Source organism: Streptomyces sp. NPDC031445 (assembly GCF_055581365.1).
On sequence record NZ_JBVIJO010000012.1, the window covers coordinates 59,970 to 72,585 of the forward strand.

The window sequence follows — 12,616 nt, forward strand, 5'->3', positions numbered from 1 at the left end:
CGCCGCCGTCGCCGGGGCGGCGAAGAGCCCCTTCACCAGGACAACGCAGTAGCCGCCCGCGGGGTTCACGGAGGGGGCGGGCGTCGCACATGTGCCTGCCCGGCGAGAAACATGGTCAGGCGGGAAGCACAGTCCGGCGAGAAACATGGTGACCTGGTGGCAGCCGGGACCGGGCGGCCTTCTAGGGTGTGTGCATGATCCAGCACCGCAAGGGCCTCGTCCTCGACTTCGGTGGTGTGCTGACGACACCTCTGCTGCCCGCCGCGCTCGCCTTCGAACAGCGCGCGGGACTGGCGGAGGGCACGCTGCTCACCGGCCTGTACCTGAATCCCGAGGGGATCCGGCTCACCGAGGAACTGGAGCGCGGCACGCTCAGCCAGACCCAGTGGAACGAGGCGGCCGGACGGCTGCTCGGCATCGCGCCGGACAACCTGATGGGCCGCATCTTCGCCGACCTGCGCCCCGAGACCACGGTGATCGCCGCGGCCGCCGCCGCGCGCCGGGCCGGGGTGAAGGTCGGCATCCTCTCGAACTCCGTCGGCCTGAGCCCGTGGAACCTCTACGACGGGTACGAGGTGGACGACCGCTACGACGCCGTGGTGCTCTCCGAACTCCACGGCACGCGCAAACCCGAGCCGGAGATCTTCCGGCTCGTGCTGGAGCGACTCGGCCTGCCGGCCGAGGAGTGCGTCTTCGTCGACGACACCGAGCAGTACCTTCCCCCCGCGGCGGCACTCGGCTTCACCACCGTCCACGCGGTGCAGCCCGCGCGAACGGTCGCCGCCCTGGAAAACCTGCTCGGCGTCGCGCTGACGGACGTGCGTCCCGAGCGGACGACACCTTGAGGAGACACACATGCGACTAGGTCTGGCCCTCCCCACCTTCGGCCCCGACGCCACGCCGGACGGCATGCTGCGCGTCTGCCGCACCGCGGAGGAGATGGGGTACGACTCCCTGTGGACGGGCGACCGGGTCCTCGCCCCCCGTGTTCCGGGCGCCCCGTACCCGAGCCGCGACGGCGTGATGCCCCGCGTCTACGAGAACCACATGGACCCCCTGGTGGCGCTCACCTTCGCCGCTTCGCACACGAGCCGCGTCCGCCTGGGCACGAGCACGCTGAACGGCCTGTGGCAGCCGCCGATCATGCTGGCGCGTTCGCTGACCACCCTCGACGTCCTCAGCCAGGGGCGGCTCACCGTGGGCATCGGCCTGGGCTGGATGCCCGACGAGTACACCGCGGTCTCCGTACCGTGGCAGGGCCGGGGCGCGCGGCTCGACGAGACGCTGGACGTGCTGGAGGGGTACTGGGCCGACGACGTCTTCGCCCACGAGGGACCGCTGTTCACGGTCCCGGAGACCGTGGTGGGGCTCAAGCCGTGCCAGCGGCCCGGGCCCCCCGTGCTGCTCGCGGCGTTCACCCCCCGGGGCCTGCGGCGCATCGGGCGCAGGCTCGACGGCTGGCTGCCCGGCGCGATGCCGCTCGCGCACCTGATGGGCATGTGGGACACCGTCCTGAAGGAGGCGGCGCGCGCGGAGCGGGACCCGTCCACCCTGCACATCGCCCTGCGCGTCAACCTCGAACTGACCGAGACGAGGACCGGCCCGGAGCAGATGCCCCGTGCGGGCACGCTGGAGCAGTTCGTCGACTACGCGCGGGCCGCGGCCGAGGCAGGGGTGCACGAACTGTTCGTGGACTTCGGGCAGTCGCGCACCTCCCTCAGCGAACGGGTCGACCTGGCCGGCCGCTTCCTCGAAGGGGTCCGCGCGGGCTGATCGCCGGGCGTTCCGGTCAGCGCAGCGCCCGGTACACCGACGCCGCCGTGAAGCCGTACGCCAGGTGCGGGACGATGTCCGACACCCACGACGTGAGGCTCCAGGTGGTGGGGTCGGTCACCTTCAGGGCGGTGGCCGGCAGGTCGCTGCCGGCCATGGCCGCGGCGGCGAGCAGCGGCCCGGCCGCCCAGACCGGGAGGTTCCCGTCGCGCCGCGCCAACCCGTACGCCGCTCCGACCCCGAGGCCGGTGACGTAGCCGAGCAGCGCGCCGAGGGCCTCCTCGCGGTGCTCCTCGTCCTCACCTTCCCCCAGCGGCACCCCGGCTCCGCCGGCGAGCTTCCCCGCGATCGTCGCCGGCACGTTGCTGGACCCCCTGCCGCGCAGCAGCATGTCCCCGTACGAGACGACGTTCAGCGCGGCGGTGCCGGCTGCTCCGGCGAGCAGGCCCTTGGTGAGTGACCGCATGAGATCTCCTTGGCGTGACACAGGGGAGTGGGAACCCTCCAGCGATACGACAAAAGAGACATTACCCGTATTGTCGTACTGAAGCAGTGTCATGTGTCTGACGCGGGAGACGTAGAGTCGTCACACCTGTGGGCGTGGGACGCGGTGCCGGGGCGGCCGGCCAGGCCGCCCCGGCACCCGCTACTTCAGCCCGAAGGCCCGTACGACGCTCTGCCGCACGCTGTTGCCGCGGGCGTCGCGCGCGTCCACGCGCAGGCTGGCGAACCGGGCGGTGCGGGGGGCGTCGAGCCGCGTCCGCCACCCGGTGCCCGCGTGCCGCAGCGCCGCGGGCCGCCAGGTGACCCCGTCGTCGTACGAGACCTCCAGGCCCACCGTCCCGATCGCGGCGGTACCGGTGGACCCCGGCAGGTGTGAGGCGGTCACCGTCAGGCCCGCGTGCCGCCCCGCCCGTCCGGAGGCGTCGGTGGCGACCCCGTAGTCGAGCTGGATCAGCGGCAGTTGGGCCTGCTCGCCCGCCGCTCCCGCCCGCGAGGTGAAGGCCCACTCGGTCCGGGTGGCGGTGGAGTAGGGCGCGGCCCAGGCGTCACGGGAGTTCTCCGAGACCAGACGGTAGGGGAGCGGTGCCGGGCTCAGCCCGGACACGGTCATGGTGAGCTGGTAGCGGCCCATCTCGCGGACGAGCTCGTCACCCTGGTAGAGCCGCACCTGGTTGTCGACGCCGAAGTTGCCGTACGTACCGCCCAGATGACCGGTGCCCGAGTCGCCCCAGCCGGGGACGGACACGTACAGCTTGTCGTCCTGGCGGACCGGAGCGTTCCCGTCGAGGAGCCGGGGCCGCTGGACCGGCCCGAACCAGCTGACCCGGGCGGCGGATCCGGCGCGGTAGGTGACGGCGGGGGCGTACTGCTGCTGCTCGGCCGGGATCTGCGCCCGGTCCGACCAGGGCTCGCCCGCCGTGACCCAGTCCGTGCGGTCACCCCGGGCCGGGGCGTCCGAGGGGTTCAGGGCGCTGCCGCCCGCCGGTGTGACGTCGTCGCGGTTCTCCAGCGCCCGCCCGGCACGGTAGTTGCGGAACGAGACGTCGACGCGGGCCAGTTCGCGCCGGTCGGTCCGGTGGACGAGGTCGGCGGGGACGGCGCCCCGGTAGTCGTGGGCGAGATCGTAGACGTACTCGGTGACGGGGTGCGAGGTGACCGAGAGCGGGGCAGGGGCGTGGCCGGACGTCCGGGCGATGAGCCGTTCGCCCTCGTCGTGGGTGAGCGTGGCGACGGTCAGCGGCGGGGGATCCGCCGGCAGCCAGGGGGAGTCCTCCCACGGTTGCAGCCGGCCGTCACCGTCGTTCACGACCAGGAGCAGCCGGGCGCCCGCCGCGGCCGCCGCCGCGGCCTGCCGGGGCACGGGCACCGTGTCGTCGCGGCGTACCACGGCGGCCTTCCCCCGGACGTCGAGCGAGTCGTACGCGGCGGGGGCGCCGTCGCCCGCGAAGACCGCGCCGAGGCGGTGGTGTCCCTCGGGCAGCGGGGTCGCTCCGGGCGCGGCGCGCAGATCGTCGAAGACCCCGTCGCCGGAGGCCACCGACAGCGCCGGCTGCCGCAGCCGCCACCGCGTACCGAACACGAACTCGCCCTCGCGCACCGCGCGTCCGGTGGGCAGGGCCCAGACGCTGTCGTAGGAGGCGTCGGTCCAGCGGGAGGACGAGGACCAGTCGTCGTCGGCGAAGCCGCGGTAGAGGTTCACGCGGGAGCCGTCGGGTGTGCTCGGGTCCGGCGTCACGGCCCTCACCTGGCGGGCCTTGGTCCCGTCGAAGACCGCCGTGCGGTCCTGGCTCAGGTCGATGTCGGTGACGGCCAGCAGGCCCTGTCCGACCGAGTGCGGACCGTGGGCGCCCTCCAGGGGCGTGTCCAGCCACGCGGTGTAGGAACCCGGCGGCAGCCGGAGGTCCGCGGTCCCGGAGCCGTCGAGCGCCAGGGGCAGCCAGAACTTCTTCGCCGTGAGGATGACGGTGCCGCCGGCCGGCCGTCCGGCGCGGTCCGTCGCCTTCAGCGTGAGCCGGTGGCGCTCGCCCTCCTTGGCCGCGCTCAGCGACGTACGGGCGCGGACGGTGCCCGAGTCGTCGGCCGCCGTCAGGAAGGCGGCCGACGCCCGGTCGGCGACGACCTGGTCGTAGTGCGCCGTCACGGTGACCGCGGCGGTGCCGTGCGCCGGGACGGACAGCCGGTCGGCGGAGACGGTGAACGGACCGCCGGCCGTCAGCCGCAGGGCGACCGGCCGGTCGGACGTGTTGGTGTACGTCACCTTCCGTTCGGCGGTCGTGCCGGCGGGGGTCGGCCAGGAGCGGAAGCCGAAGTCGGCGCCGCCGGTCGCGAACACGGTCGCCGTCGTGGTGGCGGCGATGTCCAGGCGGCCGGTGCCGGCCTCGAACGGGGTGTACCGGGGCGTCGCCGCCGTCGTGCTGACGAGGGCGTCCTTGAGCTGACGTCCGCTGAAGTCCGGGTGCTCCGCGGCCAGCAGGGCCGCGGCTCCGGCGACGTGCGGCGTCGCCATCGAGGTGCCGCTCAGGGTCTGGTACGGGCCCGAGCCCTCCGGCGCGTACTGGGAGCGCGCGGCGAGGATGTCCACGCCGGGGGCGGTGAGGTCCGGCTTGACGCCCCGGTCACCGGGACGCGGGCCGCGGCTGGAGAAGCCGGCGAGCGTGTCGGAGCCGTCGACGGCGCCCACGGTCAGGGCGGCATCGGCCACCCCGGGAGCGCCCACGGTGTAGCCGTCGGGGCCGGAGTTGCCCGCGGCGACCGTGAACAGCGCCCCGGTCTCCTCGCTGAGCCGGTCGACGGCCATGCTCAGCGGGTCGGAGCCGTCGGTGGACGGGCCTCCCAGGCTCATGCTGATGATCTTCGCGTGCTGGTCGCGGGCCGCCCACTCCATGCCGGCCAGCACCCAGGAGTCCTGGCCGGAGCCGTCGTCGGAGAGCACCTTGCCGATGTGCAGCCGGGCGCCCGGCGCGACCCCCTTCTCCCGTCCGCCGGACGCGGCACCGGTGCCGGCGACGGTGGAGGCCACGTGCGTGCCGTGGCCGTTCGCGTCGGTCACGGACTCGCCGGGCACGAAGCCCGCGGTGGCGGCGATCCTGCCGGCGAGGTCGGGGTGTCCGGTGTCCACACCGGTGTCGAGGACCGCGACGTCCACGCCTTCGCCGGTGTCGCCGGAGGCCCACACCCGCGGCGCTCCCACCTGCGCGGTGCTGTCGGCGAGGGCGGCCTTCACCTTGCCGTCCAGCCAGATCTTGGCGATGCCGCCCTGGAGCCGGGGCCGCCGGCCGGCGGCCCGTGCCGCGGCGCCGCCGGTGACCGACGTCCAGAACGCCGCCGAGCGGTCCACGGCCAGCGCCGCGCCGCCGATGCTGTCCAGCGCGCGCGTCGTGCGGGCCCCCCGCGGTGCCGTCCGGCGACCGGGGTCCGCGTCGGTGTAGGTGACGATGAGCGGCAGCCGGTCGCGGTGCGCGTCGTCGTAGCAGTCGGCCAACAGCCGGGTGACATCGAACAGTTCGCGGTCCAGCAGGCCGGCGGCGACGTACGGCAGCGCGTCGCGGGGATAGACGTAGGTGTTCCGCCCGCTGCGGTGGGTCTCGAAACCGGTGTAGCGGCCTTCGGGGTCCTGCACCAGGTGGCTCAGGGTGCCGTCGGGGGCCCGTACGACGGTGACCGTGTCACCGGTCACCAGGGTCACCCGGGGTGCGCCGGGCGGGACCGCCGCCGGGGCGGTGGCAGCGGCGGGCGACGGGACGGGCGGTTCGGCGGCCGGGAAGGCCGGGGCGGGTGACGCCGCCAGCACCGCGAACACGGCACACAGCGTCGTCCACCCGCGTCTGCGCCAAGGCAGAGGCGGCACGACAGGTCCCTTCGTAGGACGTGGTACGGGATGCCTGAATCATTCGGCAGCCGGCCCCGCGCACATGTCACCGCGCTCTGGCGCGGTTGTGCCGTGACGCCAAGTGGACACGGGAAGCGGGCCGGTGCGGACCGGTCCGACCCGGAATGTGTGTGCGCCCTCGCTGGTTTCCCTGGAACACCCACCCCGTCCGCCCCCTCAGCGCCGCGCGCGCCGCGGGGCGGGTACGGCCGGTCGAACGCATCGATGGGAGAAGCCTTGAAGCGCACCGACTCCGCCCCTGAGCCGTCCCGACTCCGTCGCGTCCGCCTCCCCGGGACCGTGGCCCCGGCCCCGTCGTCGGCGCCCCGGCGCCACCATGACGAGGAGACACAGCAGTCCTCGGCGCCGGACACGGCCCGGCAGGTCGTGGAATGAGCTGAGCGGCGGCGGACGACCTCACCGCCGCGGCGGCGGTCGACGGGCCCCGGGTGGCACATGTGTCCCTGTGCCACCCGGGGCCCGTCGGTGTGTCCGAGGGTGTGTCAGGAGGCCCCGACGCCGTTCAGCAGGGTGTCGACGACGAGGTCGGCGGCCTGTCCGGGGCTCAGCTCGGGCATCTGCCGGGACACCAGGTGCATCAGCTGGGGCAGCAGCGCGCCGGCCCACCCCTCGGGCAGACCGGGGCGCAGCAGACCCTCGTCGGTGGCGCGGGCGAGGAAGACGTCGACCTCGCGGATGGCCGCGTCGCGGCGTGCGGGGACGGCGTCGTCGGCGAGCATCCGGCTCAGGTCGACCGGCCAGGTGCGGTTCACGACGATGATGTTCTCGACGTAGCGGTGCAGGGCGACGGCGACGGGTGCCTCGCGGAGCCGGGCGTCCTCGATGGCCTCCTCGATGGCCGTGAGGCGGGCGTCGTAGATGGCGGCGAGGAGTTCCTCGCGGGAGGCGAAGCGCCGGTAGACGGTGCGCCGGTCCACGCCCGCCTCGGCGGCGATGCTCGCGATGCTCGCGCCGGGATCGGCGGCGAGCATACGGGCTCCGGTGGTCAGGACGGCTTCCAGGTTGCGTGCTGCGTCGGCTCTCACCGCACCGAGTCTAGGCCAGGAAATGTGGAGCCTCGCACAGTTAGGGCCACTGGAATGTGTAAGTGCATCGAGTAAGTGCTACATTGAAGTGACAGATAAGCGAGGTATTGCGATCGCGCTGAGGCTCTTGTCTTGTGCCACGGCCGGCGCGCCCGCCCACCACTTCCAGAAAGGCACCTGCGATGCCGAAGACACAGCAGTCCTCCTCACCCCGCAAGGGGGGTGTCGCCGCCGCGATGAGCGCGCTGATCCTCGCGGTCCTGCTGGCGGCCCTGGACCAGACGATCGTCTCGACGGCGCTGCCCCGGATAGCGGAGGACCTGAACGGGTTCGACGACATCGCGTGGGTCAGCGCCGCGTACCTGCTCGCCTCGACGGCGGTCACCCCGCTGTGGGGCAAGCTCGGCGACATGTTCGGCCGCAAGCGCCTGTACCTGGCCTCGACGTCGATCTTCCTGATCGCGTCGGTGGCCTGCGGCCTCGCCCAGAACCTGCCCGAGCTGATCGGCGCCCGGGTGCTCCAGGGCGTGGGCGGCGGCGGCATGATCGTACTGACCTTCGCCCTGGTCGGTGACATCGTCGCGCCGGGCGAACGCGGCCGGTACCAGGGCATGTTCGGTTCGGTCTACGGCGTCGCCAGCATCGTCGGCCCCCTGCTCGGCGGTGTCTTCACCGACCAGCTGTCCTGGCGGTGGGCCTTCCTGGTCAACCTGCCCTTCGGCATCGTCGCCCTGGCCGTCGCCGCCCGTGCGCTGCCCACCGCGACCCGCGGCGCCAAGGCCCGCGTCGACTACGCCGGCGCCACCCTCCTGGCCGGCATCGCCACCGGCCTGGTCCTGATCACCTCCTTCGGTGAGCGCTGGGGCTGGGGTTCGCCGGCCATCGTCGGCCTGATCGTCGCCACCGTCGCCCTCGGCGCGCTGCTGGCGCCGGTCGAGCGCCGCGCCGCCGCCCCGGTCCTCCCCCCGGCCATGCTGGGCTCGCGGACCGTGGTCTTCTCCTCGCTGATCGGGTTCTTCGCCAACGCCGCGATGTTCGCCGTCCTGGTCTACCTGCCGACCTACCTCCAGATCGTCCACGGTGTCTCCGCCACCCTGTCCGGCATCTACATGCTGCCGCTGGTCGCCGGCCTGGTCGTCAGCCAGTCCCTGGCCGGACGCTGGGCCGCGCACGTCGAGCGGCTGCGGGTGATCCTGCTCGCGGGGCTGGCCGCCAACCTCGCCGGACTGCTCCTGCTGGGCACGATCGGGGCCGGCACCGGCACCCTGGTGCTGAGCGTCTACTTCCTGATCACCGGCGTCGGTATCGGCATGGTGCCCATGGTCGTGCTGACCACCGTCCAGAACAGCGTGCCCGCCACCGACCTCGGCGCCGCCAGCGCCGTGGTCACCTTCGCCCGCTCCATCGGCGCGGCCTTCGGCGTCGCCGTCTTCGGCACCCTGCTCAACACCGGCTTCGCCCACCGCACCCACGCCCTGCCCACCGGCGGCGGCTTCGACGCCACCCGCCCCGACACCATCGGACGGCTGCCCGCCGCGCTGCGCGAGACCGCGCTGGACGCCTTCGCCCACGCCACGGCCACGGGGTACCTCTGGATCGCGCCCGCCCTCGCCGTCGGCATCGTCCTCGCCGTCCTCCTCCGGCCCGCCCGGAAGTCCGCCCCCGCCGCCCCCGCGGCCGACGACGCCCGCCTCACCGCCGAGGACACCGCCAAGGCCGCCTGATCCCCCCGCAGCACGTCCTCGAACGGCCGACGCCCGCACCGGGTGCCGGCCGTCGGCGTGTCCGGACGCCCACAGCCGCCGGGCGGTGCCCGCTACGCGTCCCGCTCGTCCGGCGCGCTCTCCGAGAGCCGCTTCAGCTGCGCGATCCACAGGGTGTTCAGGCGCCGTGCCCACAGGGGGGACAGCGCGGCGAGGGACTTGGCCACGGGACCGCGGACGACGTTCTCCGTCACGACATGGGTGCCGCCCGCCACGGCGGTGAACAGCCACGCCTGGTACAGCTGCACGCCCGCGCCGACGCCCGACCAGCCGAGCCGGCGGTGCGGTTCGTGCTCTCCCACGAAGATCTCGAAACGCTGCTCGTGGAAGACCACGTCGAAGGTCCGGGGAAGCGTCCCGGTCCGCGCCCCGGTGATGCCCGGGACCCAGTCCGGCCACCGCGTCACATCGGCGAGCAGGGCGAAGGCCGTGGCGGGCGGGGCGTGCACCACGGCCTGCGCCTGGCAGAAACCGTGGGCCTGGTCGGGCGAGAAGCCCGACGGCCAGTGGATGTCCGGATGACCATCCGGGGCATCGAGCATCCGGTTCCCCTCTCGCGCGGCCCGGCGGCTCAGGTACGGCCGCCGTGGAAGGACGGTCCGAGCAGGCCGTTCCCGCCTCCACTCTGCGGTGCCGCGCGCGGAGCGGCATACGTCAAATGACTGAGCGGACGCCTCGTCGCCCGCCTGGTCCGGCGGGCGCTCAGTCGTCCTGCTCGAGGTCGAGGCCGGAGAGCGCGTCTCTCAGCGCGGCCCGCGAGGTGATGCCCAGCTTGGGATAGATCTGGTAGAGGTGCGTGCCGATCGTGCGGTGGGACAGGAACAGCCGCTCCGCGATCTGCTTGTTGGTCAGTCCCGTCGCCGCCAGCGTGGCGATCTGCAGTTCCTGCGCGGTCAGCGCCACGGGGCCCGGCCTGGTGGCGGCCGGCGCGGACAGCCCGCTCGCGCGCAGCTCGGCCGCCGTGCGGGCCGCCCAGGGCTTGGCCCCCAGCCGCTGGAACACCTCCAGCGCCTGGGTCAGCTGTTCCCTGGCCTCCGCGGTGGCACGCAGGCGCCGGAGGCGTTCACCGTGGAAGAGGCGCACCCGTGCCGCGTCGAAGGGCCAGCGCTCCGGTCCCGGCAGGGACAGGGCGCGGTCGAAGAGGGCGACGGACTCCTCGCCGGTGGCCGTCAGCGCCTCGCAGGCCAGGACGAGCAGCTCCAGCCGGGGCGACAGCCCGGCCATCGACGAGGCGCGCATCGCCGCCGCGTGGGCCGCGGCCTCCTCCTCCCGGCCGGTCCGGATGGCGGCCTCGACCAGGTCCATCGTGCCCCACATGGCGATCGGCACGTAGGGGGCCACGGTCCCGGGCGTGCTGAGCGCGCAGGCGTGCTGATAGGCGGTCTCGAAGTCGCCGCTGCCCAGGGCGGCCAGTGCCCTGGCGTGGCAGGCGAAGAACCGGGCGCCGTGGGCCCCGCGGGGCGTCGCCCACCGGACGATGTCCTCGGTCAGTGCCGCGGCGGTCTCCGCGTCGCCCTGCGCCGCGGCCACGGCGGCCTGGATGTAGTCGAAGTACCACGCGAAGAAGCGGTAGTCGTGGTTGGTGCACAGCGTGTGCCCCTCGGCGGCCAGTTGCGCGGCGTCGTCCCAGCGGCCCAGGTGGTAGTAGTCCAGACCCAGGTGCATCAGCGCGCCCAGGTGCCGGCGGACGGGCGCGGTGCCGGCGCGGCCCTGCTCGATCAGCCGGCGCGTGGCCCACCGGAAGTCGCCGAGCCGGTCGGGGAAGACCGAGGCGGTGCCGACGCGCACCACGCGGGTCGGATCGTCCCCGACGGTGGCGATCAGCTCCGCCAGGCGGGGCAGGGCCGGGGCACCGGTGCGTGCCGGGTCGGCGAAGGTCTGGGAGATGACCGAGAGCAGCTCCGGCGGCCCGGGGACCAGCCGGTCCATGAAGACGAACAGCGGCTCCCACAGCTCGGCGGCACCGGCGTACCAGCACAGCAGCACCAACAGGTGCAGGGCCTCGATCAGGGCGTCGTCACCGGCGTCCCAGCCGTGGTCCCCGGACTCGATCGCCCCGACCAGCAGCCGGTACGCGGTGTCGATGTCGCCGTCCCTGTTGATCAGCAGGAACGCGGACGCGGCCGCCGCGTGCAGCGACTGCTGTCCGGTGCCGGGATGGACGAGCCGGGCCCCGGCGAGCAGTCGCGAGGCGTCCTCCAGTTCACCGCTGGAGTCCACGCCGACGTAGGCCGCCTCGGCCAGCCGGCGGCTCTCGTCCGCCGCCGTGGGACTCAGCCCGGCGGCCCGGGTCAGCGCCGTCACCGCGCCGAGGGCGTCCCCGCGCCGCAGCCGGCGGCGCGCGGCCTCCTCCAGCAGGGCCGCGACGGTCTCGTCCGGGCCCACCGCCGCCTCGCCCAGGTGCCAGGCGCGGCGCTCCAGCTGCTCGCCGAGCACGCCGGCGAGCGCCTGGTGGGCCCGCCTGCGTTCCGAGGCGGTCGCCAGCTCCACCACCGCGGAGCCGATCAGCGGGTGCCGGAAGGACAGCCGCCGGTTGTCCGCCGAGATCGTCACCAGCCGGTCGCGTTCGGCAGGGGCCAGGTCGTCGACGCCGGCCCGGCCGGCCGCGGCGGCCTCGATCGCGGCCAGGTCGCCGGTGCCGTCGAGGGCCGCGATCAGCAGCAGCTCACGGCTGCGATCCGGCAGCGCGGCCACGCGCGAGGCGAACATGGTCTGCAGGCGCTCGGTCAGGGGCAGCACGGTGGGCACCGCCGCCAGGGTCGCCCGCTGCTCGGTGGAGAGCGCCACCGGCAGCTCCACCAGCGCCAGCGGGTTGCCGCGTGCCTCCGCGGCGATGCGGCGCCGTACCGCGGGGGAGATGTCGGGGTGGGCGAGCGCGAGCAGCTCGGCCGACGACGCGTCGTCGAGCGGCCTGAGCCGGTGCTCGGTCAGGCCGCTCGACTCGAAGAAGCTGTCGGAGCCCTCACGGGAGGCCGCGAGGAAGCCGATCCGGCTGCCGACGAGCCGGCGGGCCACGAAACCGAGCACGGCGGTGGTCGCCCGGTCCAGCCACGGCAGGTCGTCCACGACGACCAGCAGCGGCGTCTCGGCGGAGATCAGCCGCAACAGCAGCAGCACCGCGGTCGCGGTCAGGAGGCGGTCGGGAGCCGGTCCGCTGCCGATGCCGACGGCGACCCGCAGGGCGTCGCGGTGCGGGTTGTCCAGGACGTCCAGGTAGTCGAAGAGGGGCACGAGGAGCTGGTTGAGGCCCGCGTAACTGATGTCCGCCTCGAACTGCACGCCGGCCGCGCGCAGCACCCGGACGCCGTTGTGCACGGCGCCCGCGGCCACCGCGTCGAGCACGGCGCTCTTGCCCACCCCGGCCTCGCCCGACAGCAGCAGCGCCGCTCCCTGGACCTCGGAGTCGGCGAAGAAGGACTGGATGAACGAGAGATCCGCTTCGCGTCCGACGAGCCGTGTCGAGGCCGGGCAGACGGTCGGATCCAGGTCATTCATCGGGCTGCCTCCAACGGCCGTGGTACGGAGGCCCGGTGTTCCGTGCCGACCTGGCTGTGCCTGCGCCCGGCTCCGTGCGGCCCATGCAATCACTGGAGTCTAAAGGACGTCCATAATCGGCCAATCCTTTTGGGCTGCCGTTCGCCGCCCCGTCTCGCGGCCGGGGC

General features: G+C 73.9%; 8 protein-coding genes. 3 read left to right on the forward strand and 5 right to left on the reverse strand.

Going from position 1 to position 12,616, the window contains the following annotated elements:
* Window positions 1-194: 194 nt before the first annotated feature.
* Both ACZ5DC_RS28425 and ACZ5DC_RS28430 read left to right on the forward strand, forming a co-directional pair.
* Complete coding sequence (locus tag ACZ5DC_RS28425; protein ID WP_468657295.1) at window positions 195-845, forward strand: HAD-IA family hydrolase; 651 nt, start codon at window positions 195-197, stop codon at window positions 843-845.
* Between the two features lie 10 nt (window positions 846-855).
* Window positions 856-1,773 carry a TIGR03619 family F420-dependent LLM class oxidoreductase gene (locus tag ACZ5DC_RS28430; protein ID WP_468657297.1) on the forward strand — a complete coding sequence of 306 codons (918 nt, stop codon included), beginning with the start codon at window positions 856-858 and terminating at the stop codon, window positions 1,771-1,773.
* A gap of 16 nt (window positions 1,774-1,789) precedes the next feature.
* On the opposite strand, the gene ACZ5DC_RS28435 is transcribed toward ACZ5DC_RS28430, so the two are convergent.
* The 3 genes from ACZ5DC_RS28435 to ACZ5DC_RS28445 form a co-directional block, all read right to left on the reverse strand.
* On the reverse strand, window positions 1,790-2,239 hold the full coding sequence (locus ACZ5DC_RS28435) for a hypothetical protein (protein WP_468657299.1): 450 nt from the start codon (window positions 2,237-2,239) through the stop codon (window positions 1,790-1,792).
* Between the two features lie 180 nt (window positions 2,240-2,419).
* Complete coding sequence (locus ACZ5DC_RS28440; protein WP_468657301.1) at window positions 2,420-6,076, reverse strand: S8 family serine peptidase; 3,657 nt, start codon at window positions 6,074-6,076, stop codon at window positions 2,420-2,422.
* 572 nt (window positions 6,077-6,648) lie between these two features.
* Window positions 6,649-7,137, reverse strand: a complete 489-nt coding sequence (locus ACZ5DC_RS28445) for a TetR/AcrR family transcriptional regulator (protein ID WP_468657670.1) — start codon at window positions 7,135-7,137, stop codon at window positions 6,649-6,651.
* A 236-nt stretch (window positions 7,138-7,373) separates the two neighbouring features.
* Here ACZ5DC_RS28445 and ACZ5DC_RS28450 point away from each other — a divergent pair, with 236 nt between their 5' ends.
* A complete protein-coding gene (locus ACZ5DC_RS28450; RefSeq protein ID WP_468657303.1) occupies window positions 7,374-8,915 on the forward strand; it encodes an MDR family MFS transporter in 1,542 nt (513 codons plus the stop codon).
* Window positions 8,916-9,007: 92 nt separating this feature from the next.
* Here the strand turns inward: ACZ5DC_RS28450 and ACZ5DC_RS28455 are convergent, their stop codons facing one another.
* Both ACZ5DC_RS28455 and ACZ5DC_RS28460 read right to left on the reverse strand, forming a co-directional pair.
* Entirely contained in the window at window positions 9,008-9,496 is a 489-nt protein-coding gene (locus ACZ5DC_RS28455; RefSeq protein ID WP_468657305.1) for an SRPBCC family protein, read from the reverse strand.
* A gap of 160 nt (window positions 9,497-9,656) precedes the next feature.
* Complete coding sequence (locus ACZ5DC_RS28460; RefSeq protein WP_468657307.1) at window positions 9,657-12,449, reverse strand: ATP-binding protein; 2,793 nt, start codon at window positions 12,447-12,449, stop codon at window positions 9,657-9,659.
* Between the last annotated feature and the right edge of the window lie 167 nt (window positions 12,450-12,616).